The organism is Streptomyces sp. NBC_00249 (assembly GCF_026342355.1).
Lineage (GTDB): Bacteria > Actinomycetota > Actinomycetes > Streptomycetales > Streptomycetaceae > Streptomyces.
Map to the genome: position 1 here is coordinate 86,976 of NZ_JAPEMV010000011.1, position 18,913 is coordinate 105,888.

18 protein-coding genes are annotated in these 18,913 nt (G+C 71.1%); 11 read left to right on the forward strand and 7 right to left on the reverse strand.

Annotated features, from left to right (window positions below; translation table 11 throughout):
* Positions 1-109 precede the first annotated feature (109 nt).
* Both OOK31_RS36065 and OOK31_RS36070 read right to left on the reverse strand, forming a co-directional pair.
* Positions 110-1,696, reverse strand: a complete 1,587-nt coding sequence (locus tag OOK31_RS36065) for a phage/plasmid primase, P4 family (RefSeq protein ID WP_267091653.1) — start codon at positions 1,694-1,696, stop codon at positions 110-112.
* On the reverse strand, positions 1,693-2,799 hold the full coding sequence (locus tag OOK31_RS36070) for a bifunctional DNA primase/polymerase (RefSeq protein WP_267091654.1): 1,107 nt from the start codon (positions 2,797-2,799) through the stop codon (positions 1,693-1,695). The genes OOK31_RS36065 and OOK31_RS36070 overlap by 4 nt, the downstream gene beginning before the upstream one ends.
* 960 nt (positions 2,800-3,759) lie before the next feature.
* Between OOK31_RS36070 and OOK31_RS36075 the strand changes: the two genes are divergently transcribed.
* Together OOK31_RS36075 and OOK31_RS36080 are read left to right on the forward strand one after the other, a co-directional pair.
* The gene (locus OOK31_RS36075; protein WP_267091655.1) at positions 3,760-4,350 is read left to right on the forward strand and encodes an RNA polymerase sigma factor; all 591 of its coding nucleotides are present in this window, start codon (positions 3,760-3,762) and stop codon (positions 4,348-4,350) included.
* Positions 4,310-4,633, forward strand: a complete 324-nt coding sequence (locus OOK31_RS36080; RefSeq protein WP_267091656.1) for a hypothetical protein — start codon at positions 4,310-4,312, stop codon at positions 4,631-4,633. The genes OOK31_RS36075 and OOK31_RS36080 overlap by 41 nt, the downstream gene beginning before the upstream one ends.
* Positions 4,634-4,675: 42 nt before the next feature.
* Here OOK31_RS36080 and OOK31_RS36085 read toward each other — a convergent pair whose 3' ends face one another.
* Entirely contained in the window at positions 4,676-5,617 is a 942-nt protein-coding gene (locus OOK31_RS36085) for a MerR family transcriptional regulator (protein ID WP_267091657.1), read from the reverse strand.
* A gap of 33 nt (positions 5,618-5,650) precedes the next feature.
* On the reverse strand, positions 5,651-6,253 hold the full coding sequence (locus OOK31_RS36090; RefSeq protein WP_267091658.1) for a TetR/AcrR family transcriptional regulator: 603 nt from the start codon (positions 6,251-6,253) through the stop codon (positions 5,651-5,653).
* Between the two features lie 126 nt (positions 6,254-6,379).
* On the opposite strand from OOK31_RS36090, the gene OOK31_RS36095 reads away from it, so the two are divergent.
* Positions 6,380-7,384: an NADP-dependent oxidoreductase gene (locus tag OOK31_RS36095; protein ID WP_267091659.1), complete on the forward strand. Its 1,005-nt coding sequence runs from the start codon at positions 6,380-6,382 to the stop codon at positions 7,382-7,384.
* 405 nt (positions 7,385-7,789) lie between these two features.
* Here the strand turns inward: OOK31_RS36095 and OOK31_RS36100 are convergent, their stop codons facing one another.
* Together OOK31_RS36100 and OOK31_RS36105 are read right to left on the reverse strand one after the other, a co-directional pair.
* Positions 7,790-8,206, reverse strand: a complete 417-nt coding sequence (locus tag OOK31_RS36100) for a hypothetical protein (protein ID WP_267091660.1) — start codon at positions 8,204-8,206, stop codon at positions 7,790-7,792.
* Between the two features lie 51 nt (positions 8,207-8,257).
* A complete protein-coding gene (locus tag OOK31_RS36105; protein WP_267091661.1) occupies positions 8,258-8,962 on the reverse strand; it encodes a hypothetical protein in 705 nt (234 codons plus the stop codon).
* 1,233 nt (positions 8,963-10,195) lie between these two features.
* On the opposite strand from OOK31_RS36105, the gene OOK31_RS36110 reads away from it, so the two are divergent.
* The 3 genes from OOK31_RS36110 to OOK31_RS36120 all read left to right on the forward strand — a co-directional run bounded on the left by OOK31_RS36110 (position 10,196) and on the right by OOK31_RS36120 (position 12,613).
* Positions 10,196-11,062 carry an AraC family transcriptional regulator gene (locus tag OOK31_RS36110; RefSeq protein ID WP_267091662.1) on the forward strand — a complete coding sequence of 289 codons (867 nt, stop codon included), beginning with the start codon at positions 10,196-10,198 and terminating at the stop codon, positions 11,060-11,062.
* Positions 11,063-11,309: 247 nt separating this feature from the next.
* The gene (locus OOK31_RS36115) at positions 11,310-11,711 is read left to right on the forward strand and encodes a hypothetical protein (protein WP_267091663.1); all 402 of its coding nucleotides are present in this window, start codon (positions 11,310-11,312) and stop codon (positions 11,709-11,711) included.
* A gap of 110 nt (positions 11,712-11,821) precedes the next feature.
* Entirely contained in the window at positions 11,822-12,613 is a 792-nt protein-coding gene (locus OOK31_RS36120; protein WP_267091664.1) for a hypothetical protein, read from the forward strand.
* Between the two features lie 27 nt (positions 12,614-12,640).
* On the opposite strand, the gene OOK31_RS36125 is transcribed toward OOK31_RS36120, so the two are convergent.
* Complete coding sequence (locus OOK31_RS36125) at positions 12,641-13,159, reverse strand: hypothetical protein (protein WP_267091665.1); 519 nt, start codon at positions 13,157-13,159, stop codon at positions 12,641-12,643.
* Positions 13,160-13,335: 176 nt separating this feature from the next.
* Here OOK31_RS36125 and OOK31_RS36130 point away from each other — a divergent pair, with 176 nt between their 5' ends.
* The 5 genes from OOK31_RS36130 to OOK31_RS36150 all read left to right on the forward strand — a co-directional run bounded on the left by OOK31_RS36130 (position 13,336) and on the right by OOK31_RS36150 (position 18,842).
* Complete coding sequence (locus OOK31_RS36130; RefSeq protein ID WP_267091666.1) at positions 13,336-14,496, forward strand: ParA family protein; 1,161 nt, start codon at positions 13,336-13,338, stop codon at positions 14,494-14,496.
* The gene (locus OOK31_RS36135; protein WP_267091667.1) at positions 14,493-15,761 is read left to right on the forward strand and encodes a ParB/RepB/Spo0J family partition protein; all 1,269 of its coding nucleotides are present in this window, start codon (positions 14,493-14,495) and stop codon (positions 15,759-15,761) included. The genes OOK31_RS36130 and OOK31_RS36135 overlap by 4 nt, the downstream gene beginning before the upstream one ends.
* Positions 15,762-16,059: 298 nt before the next feature.
* On the forward strand, positions 16,060-16,620 hold the full coding sequence (locus OOK31_RS36140; protein WP_267091668.1) for a hypothetical protein: 561 nt from the start codon (positions 16,060-16,062) through the stop codon (positions 16,618-16,620).
* Positions 16,621-17,352: 732 nt separating this feature from the next.
* A complete protein-coding gene (locus OOK31_RS36145; RefSeq protein ID WP_267091669.1) occupies positions 17,353-17,946 on the forward strand; it encodes a TetR/AcrR family transcriptional regulator in 594 nt (197 codons plus the stop codon).
* Positions 17,943-18,842, forward strand: a complete 900-nt coding sequence (locus OOK31_RS36150; protein WP_267091670.1) for an SDR family oxidoreductase — start codon at positions 17,943-17,945, stop codon at positions 18,840-18,842. Before OOK31_RS36145 ends, OOK31_RS36150 begins: the two co-directional genes overlap by 4 nt.
* Positions 18,843-18,913: the final 71 nt, after the last annotated feature.

The window sequence follows — 18,913 nt, forward strand, 5'->3', positions numbered from 1 at the left end:
TTGTCCTTCCTCGGTGGTGTGGGCGCGGTCGGCTATGGCGTCGGTGGTGATGGTGGTTCTCTTCCATCGTAGAGGGGTGGCCCGGTTGCGGACAGTACGCCGGTACGGGTCAGGCACGGGGCTCGTCCGCGAGGAGGGCGAGGCCGGGGTAGAACTTCTGGCCGTTGGAGCGGAGCATCTCGCTCGGTGAGGTGAGGCCGGCCTCGGCGCGGATGCGGGTGGCGAAGGCGCGGGTGGTGGCGGGGCGCAGGCCTTCGCCCTCCTGGCACCAGGTGCTGTAGGCGCGGTAGAGGGCGCCCTGTTCGACGCGCAGGTCGCGGGGGTCGGCGGCCTCGGCGGTGGTCGTCGTGCAGCATTCGGCCAGGAAGCGGCCGATGTGGTCCTCGGTGGTGGCGTACGCCTGGGTGGCGGTGCGGACGACGGTGGGTCCGCCCAGGGAGGGTTTCGTGGCGAGGTAGGCGATGGCGCCGTCGACCATCCACTGGAGGATGCCGGATCCCTCGTCGGCGACGAGTTCCTCGGCCAGGTTGTCGATCTTGCGGTGGTCGGGGACGACCCGGTCGAAGGGGATGAGGCGGATGCGCCGCCAGAAGGCGTGGCCGCCGGTGCCGACCTCGGGGCGGTGGTTGCCCAGGAGCCACAGCTTGTGGGTGGGTTCGAAGCTGAAGTAGTCCTGGCGCATGCGGCGGGCCTTGAGCCGGTCGCCGCCGGTGAGGAGTTTGACTCGGGCCTCGTCGAACTTGTCGTGCGGCTTGAGCTCGCTGCACACGAACAGGCGTCGGCCGTGGAGTTCGGTCAGCTCGGTGGAGTGCTCGTTGAACTTGCCGCGCTCCATCAGGAAGCCGGGCGGGGCGACGTCCGCGTAGTCCCCGAGGATCTTGATGACGACGTCCATGAGGGCGGACTTGCCGTTGGCGCCGATGCCGTAGAGGAAGGGCAGGACCTGGCCGCCGACGTCTCCGGTGATGGAGTAGCCGAGCAGGAGGTGAAGGAAGTGGATCATCTCCTTGCCCTTGTCGTCGTCCCCGAAGGTCTCCGTCAGGAAGCGTTCGAAGCGGGGCGTGGGGATGGGCTGCGGGGCGACGTAGGTGGCACGGGAGTGCAGGTCGCGGCGCGGGTCGGGGGCGCGCAGGGCGCCGGTGCGCAGGTCGACCACGCCGGCGGGGGTGCACAGGGCGTACTTGTCGCCGTCGAGGGTGTCGGGGTCCAGGGCGAGTTCCGGCGAGGCCTTCGCCTGGGCGAGCATCGCCTTGACGCCGGAGGTGGACATGGAGCGCTTGCGGTGCTGCGTCAGCTCGCGGTCGGTGAAGTGGCCGCGCGGGTCGTGCAGCGGCATCTCCTCGGCCATGTCGCCCGCCGCCCAGATCGCCGCCTTCTCGCCGCCGGTGCGCTTCCACCGGTACACGTCCCACACGTACCAGCCGAGGCCCTCGACGTGCCGGAAGCGGTGGTTGTGGAGGTGCGCGAAGAGCTTGGCGTTGCCCCGGTCGGTGAGGTTGGCGAGCAGACCCGCCTGGACGAAGTCGCCGGGGCGCGACAGGGGGGTGTTGACGCCCTGCTGGGCGGGCAGCTGGGGCGGGACGGCTTCGGGAGGGGACGCGGGCGCGGGAGCAGGCGCGAACGCGGGCGCGTTGAAGACGGCGAGCTGCTCGGCGGCGGCGTGCGCGTCGAACCCGGTGCTGCCTGCGCTGCTCATGAACGTCCCTCGGGGTGGATCGGGCGGGTGCCGCCGGCGCGGAGTGCGGAGTCGATGACGAGCCGGTTCCTGCGGCTCTGGTGGGGCCGTGCGGCTTCGGCGGCGGCGGCCAGCAGGCTCGCGCAGTCGGCGTGCGGGATGTGCCCGGCGGCGGCGAGGCCCCCGGCGGTGAAGGCGGCGCGGTTGAGCTTCTCGGTGAACGCCGTGCCCCGCGGGGCGGCCGCGCAGGCCCGTACGGCGTCCAGGAGGGGCCGCAGGATCCGCTGGGCCTCCCCGGCCCCCTGACCCTCCCCCGCGGGCCCTGAGGGGCGTACGGGGCCTCGTACGGGCGCTGTTACGGCTCCCCCGGGCGCGGAGCACGCATGGCCGGTACGGGTCAGCTCCGCGGCGAGCCACAGCGGCAGCGGGGCGGGCGTACGGGCCCCGGGCAGCGCCTCGTAGACGCCCGCGGCGGTACGGGTCGTCGGCGCGACGATGTAGCCGCCGCTGGCCCGGACGTCGACCTGCCAGGCGAGCGCCACGCGCGGGCCGGAGCCGCTGGACGAGCGGAAGTGCGGGCTGCCCAGCGGCAGGCGGTACCAGATGTGCAGGCCTCCGGACGGGGTCCGTACGCGCAAGGTGCCCGCGTCCTCGGCGGGATGGGGCTGCGCGCGGTGGGCGGCGAGGAGCGCGAGGGTGTCGTAGCCGGAGGACAGGCCCGTCAGGTCGACGCGGTCGTCGATCCGGATGCCCGGGAGCAGGCGGTGGCGTTCGGGGACGGGCGCGCCGTGGGCGTCGACGTCGAGGACGACGAGCCCGGCCGGACCGCAGGACACGCCGACCCCGAACCCGGGCTCCTCGCGCCACCACGCGCCGAGCACCTCGGGGTCGGTGGTCGCGGCGTGGAAGCCGTGGCACCAGCGGTGGCTGCGGGCGTGGCAGGGGCAGCCGGTGGGCGGGTGCGGGTGGGTCCGGCAGTCGGGGCAGTTCGGGGCCGGGGTCTTGGCGCCGGGGGCGAGGGGGTGCACCGGGTAGCCGCGCGCCGCGAACCAGCGCGCGACGCCGAGCCGCTGCTCAGCCGCGGCGGAGACGGCGTGAGGCCGGGTGGCGGGATCGGCTGGCACGTTCTGCTTCCTCGACGGGTCACCTGCGATGTCAGTGGTTCGTTGTACTGCTTGACGGACCGCCGGTCCCTTCTGTCAGGGACTGAAGGGACCGAAGTTTCACTATCGCGGAGCCTAGCGCAGCGGACCGACAGGACCTCGCAGGTCGGGCGACCCTTATGGATTTTCCGGTCCCTTGAGTCCCTCGGGGCGAGTTCGGCGGGGGCGGGGGCGTTCGGTCCCTGAGATCCACCCGGCCTCCGCCGGTCCCTCTCGCCCAGGGACTGAAGCCGCCGGGGCCCGGAACCCCTGCCTCCGCCCCCTTCTCCTCTCCACCCGAACCAGGGTCCCAGAGGCCGTCGTCCACCCTTCAGTCCCTGACCCTTTCAGTCCCTGCTAAACCTGCAGGTCAGGGGCCCTATCGTCGTTTTTCGAGGGACCGAAGGGACTCAACTTCGCAGTTATAACTGAAATATGGCACTACCTGCTTCATACGCCCGCGTATACACACGCACACGTAAAGGCTGGAAACAGGAAAGTTGGGTCCCTTCAGTCCCTCCCTCTGGCCCAAAAACAGCCCTGACCTGGCCTTTTCCCACAGGGACCGAAACCGCAGGGACTCAACCCCAAAGGGGCTGGAACGACAGAGACCCTCGGATCAACGCTCCCGCACCCGCCGTGGAGCCCAGGGACCGACTGAGGGACCGAAACCCACGCGATGGCCCGGAGGGTCTGAAGCGGCCTGGATGCCCGGATGCCCGGCACAGATGTCCACGCGGCCAGGCCGCTCCCGCCGGCCGGATCAACTTTCCCACCCCCAGCCCGAATCCTTTCGGCGGGCCCGCGTCTCTTATACGTGTACCGACAACCGTCGGAACGCCAACAGGAAGGTCCTCATGCTCATCGGAATCGCCATCGCTGCCGCAGCCGTGCTGCTCTGCACGTGCAGCTACGTCGTCCTGCGCAAGCGCAAGCAAGCCCGTGGCTGACTCGTCCTGGCCCGGCGACCAGCTGATCGTCGACGCCCAGCGCGGCAACGTCGACTCGATCACCGCGCTGGTGTCGGGGTCTCACCCCAACGTCCAGCGGTTCGCCCGCTCGCTCTGCGCCACCCCCGAGGACGCCGAGGACGCGGCACAGGAAGCCCTGATCATCCTCTACCGCAAGATCGGGACCCTACGGGCCTCCGGCGCCCTGGCCTCGTGGATGTTCCGCATCGTCCGCAACGAGTGCCTCCGACGGGCACGGACGATGCGGGCCCACGCACCCCTGCCGGATGCCGCCGAACGCTCCGCCGAGGACGTGGTCCTGCAGCGCATCGAGGCGGGCACGGTCGCGGCCGCCATCGCCGCCCTGCCAGCCGAGCAGCGGCGCGTGCTGATCATGCGGGACATCCAGGGCTACAGCGGACGCATGGCCGCCGAGGCGCTCGGCCTCAGTACCGCCGCGATGAAATCGCGTCTGCACCGCGCCCGCACCACAGTTCAGCAGTCCCTCCGCGCCACACCCGAACCCACGACGGGAGACACCCATGAAGACGACCACCACGGCCACCAAACCCGCCGGCCCTGACTTCGCGAGTTCATCCCTCCCCCGCCACCTGGTCCGGGGTCTGATCGGCTTCGGCGGCGCGATCGCCTCGGTCGCGCTCCTGCCGACCGTAGGCCCGGTCAGCCTGCTGCTCCTGCCGGTCGGGGCCCTGGCACTGCGCGGCTGCCCGATGTGCTGGGCGATCGGCCTGATGCAGACGATCTCGCGGGGCCGCCTGGAGCGCACCTGCGAGAACGGCCAGTGCACCTTGTCCGTCGCGGACCGCGCCCCCGAGGAACGCCCGGCCGTACCGGTCCCGCGCTAGCGGGGGACCCACGCACCGCGACGCACGGCCCCCACGGCCCCCTCACGGCTGCCCCACGCGCGCACGCAGAGCCTGGACGGCCCAGTCGAGCACCGGCCCCGGGCTCTCCGGGCGGGGCCAGCCGTTGACGACGGCGAGCAGGGCGAAGTACCGCTCCCTGCGGGGGTCGTTCATGCCCTCCAGCCGGGCCAGGAGCTCCCGGCGGGCCGCGCCCTCCCCTCCCCCGGTACAGAGCAGGGGCGCGCAGCGGGCCAGCAGGGCCGAGACGACGGGATCGGCCCGGGGCGAGTCGGGTTCGGTGCCCGCGGCCACCGCCGGGGCGACCTGCTCGCCGACGGTCACTGCCAGCCCACGGGACGGTCCGGGCCCGCTGTGCGCACGCCCGGCGGCCAGCTCCTCGGCCATGTGCCGTACGTGGGCACGGAAACCGGGGTCCTGAGACAGTTCGGCCAGCTCCACCCAGGCCCGGACCTGCTCCGGACCGGGATCCTCCGGCAGTTCCGGGGTCATCGAGCGCCTGATCCCCGCGAATGCCGGATCGGCGCTCACGCCGCCGAACGCGGCGTCCAGGAAGTCATCGACGAGCCGTTGCCGTTCGGCTTCGGACAGCCTGGCCAGCCGGTGCATGAGGCGGGTCTCCTCGGGGGTGGCGCCCCGCTCGGCCACGGCCGCCAGCACCGTACGCCGCAGCCGGAGGACCCGGATCTGTACGTCCAGGGCCTCGGCGTGCGCCGCCGCGACCTGTGGCAGGGACAGCTCCCGGTCCACGACCTTCCGTACCGCCTCCAGGTCCAGGCCCAGGTCTCGCAGGGTCCGTACGAGCTCCAGCCGCGCGACGGAGGCTTCGTCGTAGAGCCGGTAGCCGGCCGGGGTGCGGCCGGCGGGAGGCAGGATCCCGTGGTCGGAGTAGAAGCGGATGGTCCTGACCGGGCTGCCCGTGCGCCGGGCCAGCTCGCCGATCGGGTAGAGCTCGTGACTGTTCATGCCGCCACCCTCAGCTCTCCACCGGCTGGAGACTCAAGCCCGCGCACCCGTCCCCGGGTGGGCGAGGCCGTCCGTGATCAGGGTCAGCAGGTGTGCGCGGCGGGCGGCGATGGAAGGGGCCTGGTCCGCGACCCAGCTGAGGGCGTTGACCAGGGCGAACAGGTCGGTGCCGTCCACGTCGGGGCGGATCGCCCCCGCGTCCTGGGCCGCGCGCAGCAGCCGGCCGCCGGCCTCGCGCATGGCCAGGCAGGAGGCGTGCAGGGCGGAGTCCGGGTCCCCGAGCGTGGCCATCAGGGAGGCGGGCAGTCCCCGGAAGGCCCCGGCCCGGAGGGTGAACTCGCCGAGCCAGTCGGCGAGCGCCCGCTCGGGGGTCGGGCCGCGGTCGGCCAGCAGTTCGTCGGCCCGTGCGGCGAGGTGGTCGAAGCCCGTGCGCAGCAGGGCCTCCAGGAGGGCGTCGCGGGTCGGGAAGTGCCGGTAGAGCGTGCCGAGTCCGACGCCCGTGCGGCGTGCGACGTCCCGTAGCGAGGCCTGGGTGCCCTGTTCGCGGACGGCCTCGGCGGCGGCTTCGAGGATCCGTTCCCGGTTCCGCTGGGCGTCTGCGCGCTGCCCTGGCGCGGCGGTGGGCTCATCTGGCATGGAAATCCCTGACGTTGACAACCGGAGCACTGCTCCGCTTAATATCCGGAGCAGTGCTCCGGATCTGGATCCCGCCGATCCTAACGGCCCGGGGCGCCCACTCGACGTTCGGGGAGGACAGTCACCATGGGAACGACCACGGAAACGATGCGGGCCGTACGCGTGCACGCCTTCGGGGGCCCGGAGCAACTGCTGTACGAGGAGGTCCCGCGGCCGGCCGCGGGAGCGGGCGAGGTGCTCGTACGGGTCCACGCGGCCGGGGTCAACCCGCCCGACCGCTACGCCCGCCAGGGCTTCACGAACATCCCCGAGGCGATGCGCCCGGCCTGGCCGCTGCCCTTCACCCCGGGCACCGACATCTCCGGCGTCGTCGCGGCCCTCGGCGCCGGGGTGACCGGGTGGCGGGTCGGCGACGAGGTCTTCGGCCTGGTGGACTTCCCCGGCGGCCGGGCCTCGGCGTACGCCGAGTACGTCGTCTCCCCTGCCGCGCACCTGGCGCGCAAACCGGCCGCGCTGGGCCACGTCGAGGCCGCGGCGGTGCCGATGGCGGGCCTGACGGCGTACCAGTTCGTCTTCGAGCACCTGCGCCTCGGGGACGCGCAGGGCGCCACGGTCCTGGTCAACGGCGCGGGCGGCGGGGTGGGCCACTTCGCGGTGCAGCTGGCCAGGGCGGCGGGCGCCGCACAGGTCGTCGCGGTGGCCTCGGGACGCCACGAACGCTTCCTGGAGGACCTGGGCGCCGACCGGTTCGTGGACTACACCCGCACCGCCGTCGAGGATGCCGTACGGGAAGAGGTGGACGTACTCATCGACGCGGTCGGCGGCCCCGACGCCCACCGCCTCCTCCCGGCCCTGCGCCGCGGCGGCCACCTCGCCCCCGTCTTCCTCGGCGACTACGCCCCGCACCGCGCGGCCGCGCTGGGCATCACGGTGGCGGGCTGGCAGGTCCGCTCCAACGGCGCCCACCTCACGGAACTGGCCCGCCTGGCGGACACGGGCCGCCTGCGCGTCGGCATCGACACCGTCTTCCCCCTCCACGAGGCCTCCGACGCCCACCTCCACGCCGAACGGGGCCACCTCCAGGGCAAGATCGTCCTCCAGGTGGCCCAGGCGCCCTACCCCGATCGCTGAGCCGTCGGGCGCCCGGGGTTCATCCCCGCGTGTGCGGGGAGCAGCTGGAGTTCACGCCCAACGTCAACCCGGGCGGCGGTTCATCCCCGCACGTGCGGGGAGCAGGCAACCCTGTACACGATCGAACTGCAGCACCGGGGTTCATCCCCCGCGGACGCGGGGAGCAGGCCTCGTGAGCTGCAACGATACGTGGGGCGGGTGCCGTTCCCGACGGTTTCGCGGAATCTGGTGGTGGCGGAGTTCCGGCTCGGGCCGAGACACGGTCGGGCGACGTCGCGGATGCCAGCCGTGTGCAGCCCGCGCCTGGCGGATATACTCGGGGGACCAACTGTTACTCAGGCGCGGAAGGCCCTCCACCATGGTGGAGGGCCTTCCGTCTTGTCCGGGGTCTCCGCCCGGGTCCGGTCAGGCGACCTGGAGCTTCGGCCGGCCCGTCGGGGTGGGCGGGGCCTGGTGGTACGTGGGGAGCTTCAGGTTGGGCAGGTCCCCGGCCTGGATGCGGACGAGGGCCGTGCGGAACGCCGCCTCCATCGCCTCCGGGCTCTCGTACTTCGCCGCGAGCGGGTGCAGCCGGTAGGAGTTGCCGTTGCGCTCCTCGCTGCGCGGCCGCAGGACGATGTTCAGGTCGCACAGCGGCGCCATGAGCCCGCTGACGGCCTGCGGCGTGACCCCGTACTCGGCCGCCATGTCCTTCTGCCGGACCGGCAGCGCTCCCCCGAAGTCGCTGCGCGAGACGAGGTACTGGAGGAACTTGACGGCAGACCCTGACAGCGGCAGGGCCCAGATGCGCTCCGCGACGATCGGAGACATGACGTTAGCCATGGAACGGCCTTCCTCGTGAACGGTCGCCCGTGCGTGGGCCTGACAGCACTATCACCCGGTACGCCTCCGTCCGGGAGCGGGAATCTCGACTCCGAAGTCGAGGTCCAGCTGTTCCTGGTGGGCCCCTTCCGGCCCCAGCGCGTACGGGAACGACTCCGGGTCGTTGCCGTGCTTCTCGGCGATCTCCGCGAGAACCTCCTGCTGGGCGGTGCTGTTGCCCTGGAACCACAGGCGTACGTTGATCTGGATCCGGCCGTTTCCGGCCTTCTCCACCCAGTTGTAGCCGCACAGCGCCTGGACGGCACGGTTGACCGTCGAACGAGTGATCATCTTGCCGCCCTTCTGTGCGGCGATCTTGTTCAGCCCGTCCGTGATCTCCTGCTGCGTGTACTGGGTGATGCCGGTGCCCGGCACCTGCCCGCCCGCGACGAACAGGAAGACGCACAGCTGGGACTTGGTGATGCTGTTGGCCACGGCGAGCTGGGCCAGGAGCTGGGTGAACCAGTTGCTGGCCAGGCTGTAGCCGGCGCCACCGGCCATGTCGTGGACGGACCTCGGGTCCGCGGCGTACTCCAGGTGCACGCCCTTGAGGCGGCGCCGGCCCCGGGGGTCGGCGACTTGGGCCACCTGCTCCCCGAGCTGCTGGCCGAGGACGGCCAGGATGTCGCCGTACTCGGCATCGCTGCCCGCGGTGGCGGGAGCGGGGACAGGCCGGGGCCCGCGCTGTCGACGACGGGCGGGCGGATCAGATGTCACAGGACCTCCTTGTTACTCAGGCGGTCCGAGACTATCCAAAAAATCAACGAGGGCTTGTCTTTTGACGCGTCGGCGCGCCGGAGGGCCCACGCCCGAGTACCCCTCCCCCGCACATGCGCCGAAACTACACGGGGCGTGTACTTATTTCGCGAGAAAGCCCCGAAAGTCCACGGCTGCTTGATTTCGGTTGTCGCGATGGCGGCACACCTTGTTCGAACCCCGACGCCCTGCCTGGCCCTTGGCGCTCTTCCGTCCGATGCCCTGACCTGCGCCGATCCGCAGCGCGCCGAGCCTCCGCGAAAATCAACGTGTGCTTGATTTTCCGGCCAAATGTGCTCGCTGGGTACACATTTGACGAGCCCGAATGTGTCCTGGGGGACACACTCCGTCAGGCAAACATGCAGGTCAGAGCCCTGAAAACGGGTCGCCCTCTTACTACAAGAGCAACCTGACCGCCGACGCCAGCCCGAAGGTCTCTGCACATCAGCTGTGCGTCACTCCTCCGCCGCCGGGGGGTATCAGCCTGACTTCACTCACTTCTGACCCCCAGGCCACACGACCTCAGCCGACGCACCGTCAGCACAACCCGGCCGCAGCCGAGTCAGGACCGGCACTCCCCCACCTCAGCTCACCTCCGGCATCGCCATCATCGGCTTCTCGTCCCTCATGCCCAGTGAGGGCGCCCAGCGCCCGAGGGGTGCACCGCCGACCGTCAGGGAGGTGGGGCAGGGCGTGAGGGGGAGCGGGTCCAGGGCGCCCAAGCGCCTGGCGAGGGGGTCTGGGGGGCGAGGAGCCCCCCATGCCACGGCCGGTCCAGCGCGGCCAGGCGCTGGCGGGGTCCAGGGGCTGGCCCCTGGGACTAACGGTCCGCAGCCAGGAGCGGACAAGAACCCCGCTCCGTGTCCCGTCTCATCGAAGGCTGACCGGTCTGATCCAACAGAGGGTGTGACGGGACACTCCTGAGGGCGGCAGCAGAGAAATTTGCCGCACAACGCTCAAAAGCGACCGCCAGAACGGGGCCTCAGAGCTCCTTTCGCAACACCCCGTGTGTGGTGTGACCTTTCTTCATCTCAGAGCGTCCCAGCGGGGCGCACAGAGCTTTTGATCATCGGCAACAGGTGTTCAACCTTCCTCTCTGCCTCGTGCACCCGACTTCATCGGGCACAAGATGTCGGGTCCGGCATGGTAGGCACTGCCTAGCGTGGTGGTTGTCAAGAGGAAGGAAACCCGGGAATGCTGGAGCGGCTGAACCAGGCGATGGAGCACATCGAGCGCCATCTCCACCAGACCGTCGAGGTGGAGGAGCTGGCACGCATCGCGGCCACCTCGGAGTACCACCTGCGCCGGATGTTCTCCGCGCTCGCGGGCATACCGCTGTCGGAGTACGTCCGGCGCCGTCGGCTCACCCTCGCGGGCGCCGAAGTACTCGCGGGGCGCGAGACGTTGCTGGACATCGCGGTGCGCTACGGCTACGGCTCCGGCGAGGCGTTCGCGCGGGCGTTCCGGGCCATGCACGGCATTGGTCCGGGCGAGGCCCGGCGTACCGGCGCCGCGCTCAGCTCCCAGTCCCGGATGGCCTTCCGCCTCACCATCGAAGGGAGCAGCAATATGCGATACCGCGTTGTGAACAAGGCGGACTTCACCGTCGTGGGGTTCAAGGCCCGGGTGCCGCTGGTACATGCGGGGCCGAACCAGGCGATCATCGACTTCGTCCGCGGGATCGACCCACAGATCCTGGAGCGCCTGGAGAAACTGTCCGACCAGGAGCCGAACGGCATCGTCGCGGTCTGCGACGACCTGGACCCCAGCCGTGCCGAGGGCACCGAACTCGACTACCACCACGGCGTGCTCACCTCCGCGGCAGCGCCCGAGGGGACCACCACGCTGGCCGTCCCGGCCGGCACCTGGGCGGTCTTCACCACCTCCGGGCCGATGCCGCAGGCCATCCAGGAGCTGTGGCGGGACGTCTTCACCGAGTGGTTCCCGTCGAACCCCTACCGCAGCCGCACCGGCCCCGAGATCCTGCGTATCGGTCTGTCGCCGGACAAGACCGAGGCCGAGGCCGTGCTGTGGCTCCCGGTGGAGCCCGAGCACGGCTGAACACTGCTGAAGGCCCCCTGGGGCAGGCGTGACTGATTCCCCATCACGTGTCGAGATGGGGAGGGGGCGGCTCGGCGGTGAAGCTGCGGTGACCGGCCGGAGCGTCAGTCGCAGGGGGCGCCGTAACTCACGATCTTGTCGGACGTTGGTCCGCGCAGGGCCACGCGCATCCGATGACTTCGATCCGTCCGGCCCTGAGACATGTGCCGACAGGATCCGTGCCTCGTCGTGGGGCCAGGAAGAATGCGTGAGGTCGCCCGCCATGCACTACGTCACCCAGAAGATCGCCGCCGGGATCGGAACGGTCGCCGCCGCTCTCGGCTGCGTGATCGCCGTAGGTCCGCCCGCAGCGGCCGACGGCAAGTGGTGCAACAACTCGGTCTGCATCCAGACCTACGACACGGGCACCTATCTGGGGAGGGTCGAGGTGTCGGTCACCAACACCAACCAGCCGAACCGCATCAGTGCCCGTGTGTGGACCACCAACGGCTGGAGCTCCAAGACCAAGGTCGAGGACGTAGCGGCGTTCAGGACCTACCGGGACCAGGCATACCCGCAGCGGCACTTCCCGGCGGGCACCCGGCTCTGCGCCGAAGGCTTCCGAGGGGGCGCGAGCGTGGGCCTGCCCTGCGTCACGCTCACCAACTGACCTGCCTCGTGCGACCTGTACGGAAGAGCGGCCCGCCCGTCCCCGTCAGCCTGACGGGGACGGGCGGGCCGGCCGCATGGCTCGGTCCTGCCCGGTGAGATCCTGACCCGATGGACGAGACCTCCGCCGCTCTGGCGACCGCCCGGTGGCCGCTCGCCGCCTCCGGGGAGACCGACTGGCTGCGGGAACTGGCCGACGACGACGGCCTCACCGGCTTCATGCCACCACCGCATCCCGACGCCGCCTGGGTGCTGCACTCCATGTACGAGCACGAGGTCGGGCCCACCGACATGTCGTACGCCACCTACAACCAGGCCGTCCTGATGGCCGGCGGTACCGGCCCCGAGATCATCCCGGGGCTCGACCCCGCGGAGGTGTTCGGCGGCACCCAGGGTGAGCACCCCGGGCCGCGGTGGCGGCGTCTGCGCTGGGCGGAACTCTCGCAGCGGATCGGCGATCCGCTGGTGCCCGAGGGCAAGTTCCCCTGCTATACCGCCTTCCCCTCGCTCCGCCAGCCGGTCGGCTGGCCGGTCGGGATCTGCGCGCCGTCCGAGGGCTACGTGGACCGGGCCGACTGGAACCGCCTCGTCGACCTCCTCACCGAGCACAGCCCGCAGGGCCCGGACACCCCCTGCCTGGCCTACTGGACGCCGCTGGTGCTCGGGGCCGAGGACTTCGACAACCTGAGCGTCCGCAGCGGTCGGCTCGGCGACGCCAAGGCCCTGTACGACCACCCCGAGCCGGAGTGGAGCCCGTCCAACCTCTGGGCCCGGGACCGGTCCTGGGTCCTGTGCACGGACTACGACCTGTGGGCCACCAAGGTGGCGGGCCCCGCTCCGCTCATCGAGGCCCTGCTCGCCGACAAGGACGTCGAGGCCGTACGCCTGCCCTGGATCCCCTGACTCCTGCCGCCAAGTCGGCCTGACAGGTCAGGGCCTGACGGCCCTGACGTGCCCGGGCGAGAGGTGGAGTTCGTACGGCAGGCAGCAGTCGGAGCACAGGGTCGCCACGAGGGTTCCGCAGGCGGCGCACAGCTGGTTCAGCCTGCCGTCCGGGGTCGCTCCGCAGCAGGCCGGGGAGGCGTGTCGCAGCTCCAGGCCACGGGCGTCGTCCGGGTTGACGACGATGTTGCCGCGGGGGCCCTGCGACACCAGCGGCTGCCCGTGCACGTTGCTCTTCGTTCCGCGGCGCGGCATCACCGGCCCGGGCACCTCGGCGACGACCAGGGGTGCGCCGTACGGCTCCGTCTCGATCGCGTAGCGGCCCGACGGCACGGTCGCCGGCGACGGGCCGGGCTCATCCGCGTCCCACCATGCGTAGAACGGGGCTTCGGGAACCGCGGGCAGCCGCGTGAGCGGCCCCGTCAGCGCGACCCCGCAGCTCCCGCACACGAACACCACCGCGTCGGCGTTGCCGCCCCGGGCCTGGTCCCGCTGATCGCCGTCCATGCGCCGACGGTACGCGGCACCCCGCCGCCGGGGTCCCCCGGGCCCCACTCCCCCGGGGGCGTGCGGCGAACAGGCGGTTCGAGCGCTCCCCCATCCGGGGCAACTTCAGGCAAATCAGCGCAACATGTTTCCGTGTGCCCTTCGCCTTCCCGCAAGAAGGTTAGTAAGGTACCCACATGAGCGCCCCATACGATCCGGAAGTCAGGGAAAAGGTAGTCGCCAAGCTGCCGGCGTCCCTCAGGCAGGAACTCAAGGTCCGCGCCGCCCAGTTGGGCGTGGACATCCAGGACGCCGTCACCGAGGGCGTCCACGCATGGCGTGCCGACGCCTCGGCCGCCACCACCGTGGACACCTCCGGCGCCTCCTCGTTCTCCACGTACCTCCCCACCGGCCTGTACGGGGACTTCAAGGAGGACTGCCGGGTACGGGAGATCCCGTACAACCAGGGCGTCGCCCAGTCCATCCGGCTGTGGCTCGACACCCACCCCTCCCCCGTCGGCCGCCGACGGCCCGCCAGCGAAGGCGCCCGCCGGATCGTCGTCTGCAACCAGAAGGGCGGTGTGGGCAAGAGCGCCATCAGCAACGGCCTCTCCCAGGCCCTCGCCGAGACCGGCGCCCGCGTCTGCGTCATCGACTTCGACCCCCAAGGCCACCTCACCCGCCACCTCGGCGCCGAGATGCTCAGCATCAAGGAGCCCAGCCTCGCCAAGCACATGCTCGGCGAGATCGACGGCCGGGTCCGCGACCTCCTCGTCCCCATCGAGCACGGGGTCTTCGCCGGACGGCTCTTCCTCCTCCCCTCCTGCAAGGACGCCTTCCTCCTCGACGCCCGGCTGGCCACGACCCGCCACGTCCGTACGAAGGAGACCGCCCTGGAGAAGGCCCTGGAGGAGCTGGAGAAGGAGTTCGACTACATCGTCGTCGACTGCCCGCCCAGCCTCGGCTACACCATGGACACGGCGCTCTACTACGCCCGCAGCCGCGACGGCGAGCCCGCCAAGACCTCCGGCATCATCGTCCCCGTCCAGGCCGAGGACACCTCCGCCGACGCGTACGACATGCTCAGCGAGCAGCTCGAGGACCTCATCGACGACCTCGACATCGAGATCGCCCAGCTCGGCTTCGTCGTCAACCTCTACGACAGCCGCAAGGGCTACGTCGTCACCTCCTCCCTCAACAGCTGGAAGGAGTTCGGCGACCCGCCCGTCATCACCGTCATCTCCGACCTGAAGGAACAGCGCGAGGCCGTACGCGTCAAACTGCCGCTCCTGCACTACGCCCCGGAGTGCGAGCAGTCCGACGCCATGCGCGAGATCGCCCGGAGGATCACCGCATGAGCAAGAGCGACCTCCTCGGGACCGGCGCCGCCTTCAGCAACGCCCGCCGTGCCGGCGGGCGCAGCGAGCGCGGGCGTGCCAAGGCCGTCGCGCAGGGCGACGTACCGGCGTACGAGCTGATCCGCATCCCCCTCGACCAGGTCTCCCCCACCCCCCTCAACCCGCGCCGCAACTTCGGCACGGACGAGGAGAAGTCCCGCTTCGGCGAGGAGCTGCGGCAGGCGCAGCTGTCAGCCTGTGTCGTCGTCAGCCGCAGCGCCTACCTCGGCCTGTGGCCCGACCACGGGTCCCGCGTCGGCGCGGCCACGCACATCCTCATCAACGGCGAACGCCGCTTCCGCAGCGCCCTGCACGTGGGGCTGGAGGCCCTCGACTTCGTCGTACGCGACGACCTCGCCGCCTCCCGCACCGACTTCATCGACCACCTCCTCGCCGAGAACCTGGAGCGCGAGGACTTCGACGTCATCGAGCGGGCGCGCGGTGTGCAGCAGCTCGTCGACACCTGCGCCGACGAGGGCCGCGAGCACGGCGCCAGGTCCCGGGCCGCCGAACGCCTCGGCCGCTCCCCGTCCTGGGTCACCAACCAGCTGGTGCTGCTGGAGCTGCCCGAGGAGATCCAGCTCCTGCTCAGCTCCGGCGAACTGCCCGAGCGCGACGGGCGCCTCCTGGCTCGTACGGCGAAGGACCGGCCGGGCGTCTCCGCCGCCGAACTCCTCGGCCTCCTCCAGCAGAACAAGCAGCAGGAAGCCGAGGTGAAGGCGGCCCAGCGGGAGATACTGCGCAGCGCGCAGGAGCCGGCGGGGGACCGCGAACCGGCTCCGCAACCGGCCCGACTTTTGTCCGCGGACAAAAGTCCGGCCGCCGAGAGCGGGTCGGCGGGGGAGTCGGAACCGGCTTCCGAGTCGCCCCGACTTTTGTCCGCGGACAAAACTCCGGCCCTCGAGAGCGGGTCGGCGGGGGAGTCGGAACCGGCTCCTGAGCCGCCTCGACTTTTGTCCGCGGACAAAAGTCTGCCCTCGGAGCCCCTCCCCCCGACGCCCTCGGAACCGGTCACTGCAGCCCCGGCTCCCCTCCCGACTCCCCCGCAGTCGGAGCAGATCCACGAGCCGGAGGGCGTGATCCCCTCCCAGATGCGGACGCCGGAATCGGCCTCGATCCCGTGGCAGGACCCGAAGGCGATGTACGAAGCGATCTGGACCAACATGACGGCCAAGCACCGCGCCGAACTGACGATGCTCCTGATCGAGAACAACAGGCACGGCTGACCACCCGCACCACCCGCTTGCCGAGGGCCCCACCGCACACCGCGGTGGGGCCCCGACTTTTGTCCGCGGACAAAAGTCGGGGCGGCTGGAAGCCCGACTGCGGTCAAAGGTGGGCGGCGACCGCTGGAACATCCTCCTGAAGCGCCCTCCAGAGGAACTGAGCCACCTGAGCGACGCCGCCCGTAGGTCTTCTTCAGGACCCGGTCGTGGTCGTGACGGCCGACGCCGTCGTTTCGGGGGAGCGCGGCGAGATCTGATCCCGGCCAGGGTGTCAGTGGTACGGCCTACCGTGGCCGGCATGGGGATCTATCTGGTGAGTGTCGGCGCCGGCCAGTGGCTCGGCGATGAGGAAGGCGACCTCGGCGAGGTCGCCGCGGCTCTCGACGCGGAGCTGAAGCGGCGGGGCCTGCCCGCGTACGAGCCCGCGCCGGGGGAGTCGTTCGAGGAGAAGCTCGTCCCCCCGATGGCAGGCTTCGACACCTTGTGCCGCACGCACCTCTCGCTGGAGGAGTACCAGATGCTCAGCGGCTGGTCCGCGCTGGTGCCGATCCTCCTCGACGGGCCGGTCCGGCTGCCCATCGAGAACAGCTACGACGACGAGACCGTGATCGCGAGCGCTCCCCGGGTCCTGGCCCTCGCGGAGCACCTCGCACAAGCCATCGGCCTCCCGCCCGATGTCCCGAGGGCACGCCACCCACTCGAACTGACGACATGGCTCCTGGACGGAGGCGCGGCGAAACAGGCAACGGCTTCGCCGGGACCGTGGGGCGAAGACCTGGACACGGCCTTCTACGTCGTCCTGTACCTGCGCGCTGCCCAGCACGCGATCCGGCACAACTGCCCTCTCGTCTTCGCCTGATGCCCTGGGCGAGTCCCACTCCGTCCCAGCCCCTGAGGTCGCCGCGGCGACAAGCGCGTAACACCGTCCCCGTTCACACCGGGGCCTGGAGGCGGGCGGGGCTGCGGCAGGGGCTGCTCTGGGCAGTGGGTCTGAACTACTTGCCATCCACAGTTGATTGATAACCAATCAGGCGGATTGTCGGATTCTGTGATAGCGCTGGAGAAGAGGGCGCCTCCTGGCTAGAGTTCCTGGTCAGAAAGCTGCTCCCCGCGTCCGCGGGGATGAACCCGGCGGGATCATTCCCCGCGGGTGGGGGCTGTCCTGTTCCCCGCGTACGCGGGGACGGCTTGCTTCGCGCGTAGATCGCCGAGGCGCGGGGGATCGCCGGTCCGTCTCGGCGGCAAGAAGGACAGCGGCAACAAGGCCACCCATACGGTCACCGTGAAGCTGGCTCCTGTGCGGGGTGGTCCGCTACGACACTCACGCCACCGCAGGCGCCCGCCTCACCACCACCCGCACGCCGCCTCGCCGACACCCTCGGCCACCAGGGCTGGGCCGCCGGCCACCTGCGCTCCGACCTGACCGACCACGACGGCCGCCACCGCGCATCCGGTGTCACGGAAGCGCGGGAGATCCGCAGCCTGTTCACCGACGAGGCGCCGGGGGACTGGCGGTCCGGACTTGCCAAGGCCCCGCTCGCAGCATTTAATAAATGCACAGGCATTCATTAATGACGGGCGGTGGCGGTCGGTGGCACGTCCACGAGGGGTCGAAGACGCGGTGATCCTGCGCGCGACGGCACAGGTCATGGGCCGTGTGGGCCCCGCAGGGCTCACGCTGGCCGCCGTGGCGGGTGAGGTCGGGCTGGTGGCGGGCACCCTCGTCCAGCGGTTCGGGTCCAAGCGCGGCCTGCTCCTGGCGCTCGCCGACCGGTCCGCGCAGGAGGCCCAGGAGACGGCCGGGCAGGTGCGCGCGTCGCACGCGTCGGCCCTCGCCGCCCTCGCGGCCCTGACCGTACGGTCGGCAGCCGAGATGGCCACGCCGGAGAGCTTCGCCAACCACCTGGCCTTCCTGTGCACGGACCTCACCGATCCGGAGCTCTACGCACGCGCCCTGGCCGTCCACCAGGCCCACACCCGCGCGATCGAAGACCTCCTGGCCGAGGCGGCCACCACCGGCGAACTCCGCCCGGACACGGACGCCGCCGCGCTCGCCCGCACCGTACAGGCGATTACCGCCGGCACGGGCCTGACCTGGGCGCTCGACCGCGAAGGCACCCTCGAACAGCGCCTGAGGCAAGAACTCGACAACGTACTCGCTCCCCACCTCCTGGAGGAATCATGACGCTGGCCGGAAAGGTGGCCCTGGTCGCCGGAGGCACCCGGGGCGGCGGACGGGGCATCGCCGTCGAACTCGGCGCCGCCGGCGCGACGGTGTACGTCACCGGCCGCAGCAGCACCGGCGGCGGCCGTTCCGACCTGGACCGCCCGGAAACCATCGAGGAGACCGCCGAGCGGGTCACGGCCGCGGGCGGCCTGGGCATCCCGGTCCGTACCGACCACAGCAGCCCCGAGGAGGTCCGGGCCCTCGTCGAGCGGATCGCCGCCGACCAGGACGGACAGCTCGACGTCCTGGTCAACTCCGTATGGGGCGGGGACCCCCTGACCGACTGGGAACACCCCCTGTGGGAGCAGGACCTGGACACCGGCCTGCGGCTGCTGCGCCAGGCGGTGGAGACCCACGTGATCACCAGCCGGTTTGCGCTGCCGCTGATGGTCGCCCGCAAGAGCGGCCTGGTCGTGGAGGTCACCGACGGCAACACCGCCCGCTATCGCGGCTCGTTCTTCTACGACCTGGCCAAGTCGACGGTCATCCGCCTCGCCGTCGCACAGGCCGCCGAGCTCAGGCCGCACGGCGTCGCGGCCGTGGCCGTCACCCCCGGCTTCCTGCGCTCGGAGGCCATGCTCGACCACTTCGGCGTCACCGAGCACACCTGGCGTGACGCCGCGGCCCAGGACCCGCACTTCGCCCACTCCGAAACCCCCGCCTACCTCGGCCGCGCCGTCGCCGCCCTGGCCGCCGACCCCCACGTCATGACGAAGACGGGCCGCGCCCTGGCCACCTGGGGTCTCTACGAGGAGTACGGCTTCACCGACGCGGACGGCACCCAACCGGACTTCGCCGCCCACTGGGCCAATTCCCTGGAAGCCACCCACGGCCCCCTCGGCGACCCCCTGTAACACCGGCGGCGTACGGCCCGAACGGCACGAGCGGCGGGGCCCGACTTTTGTCCGCGGACAAAAGTCGGGCC

Excerpts from the sequence above, each read along its gene's own strand:
- OOK31_RS36065 (WP_267091653.1), bottom strand. The coding sequence starts at position 1,696 with ATGAGCAGCGCAGGCAGCACCGGGTTCGACGCGCACGCCGCCGCCGAG.
- OOK31_RS36080 (WP_267091656.1), top strand. The coding sequence starts at position 4,310 with ATGAAGACGACCACCACGGCCACCAAACCCGCCGGCCCTGACTTCGCG.
- OOK31_RS36085 (WP_267091657.1), bottom strand. The coding sequence starts at position 5,617 with ATGAACAGTCACGAGCTCTACCCGATCGGCGAGCTGGCCCGGCGCACG.
- OOK31_RS36090 (WP_267091658.1), bottom strand. The coding sequence starts at position 6,253 with ATGCCAGATGAGCCCACCGCCGCGCCAGGGCAGCGCGCAGACGCCCAG.
- OOK31_RS36095 (WP_267091659.1), top strand. The coding sequence starts at position 6,380 with ATGGGAACGACCACGGAAACGATGCGGGCCGTACGCGTGCACGCCTTC.
- OOK31_RS36100 (WP_267091660.1), bottom strand. The coding sequence starts at position 8,206 with ATGGCTAACGTCATGTCTCCGATCGTCGCGGAGCGCATCTGGGCCCTG.
- OOK31_RS36110 (WP_267091662.1), top strand. The coding sequence starts at position 10,196 with ATGCTGGAGCGGCTGAACCAGGCGATGGAGCACATCGAGCGCCATCTC.
- OOK31_RS36120 (WP_267091664.1), top strand. The coding sequence starts at position 11,822 with ATGGACGAGACCTCCGCCGCTCTGGCGACCGCCCGGTGGCCGCTCGCC.
- OOK31_RS36125 (WP_267091665.1), bottom strand. The coding sequence starts at position 13,159 with ATGGACGGCGATCAGCGGGACCAGGCCCGGGGCGGCAACGCCGACGCG.
- OOK31_RS36130 (WP_267091666.1), top strand. The coding sequence starts at position 13,336 with ATGAGCGCCCCATACGATCCGGAAGTCAGGGAAAAGGTAGTCGCCAAG.
- OOK31_RS36135 (WP_267091667.1), top strand. The coding sequence starts at position 14,493 with ATGAGCAAGAGCGACCTCCTCGGGACCGGCGCCGCCTTCAGCAACGCC.
- OOK31_RS36140 (WP_267091668.1), top strand. The coding sequence starts at position 16,060 with ATGGGGATCTATCTGGTGAGTGTCGGCGCCGGCCAGTGGCTCGGCGAT.
- OOK31_RS36150 (WP_267091670.1), top strand. The coding sequence starts at position 17,943 with ATGACGCTGGCCGGAAAGGTGGCCCTGGTCGCCGGAGGCACCCGGGGC.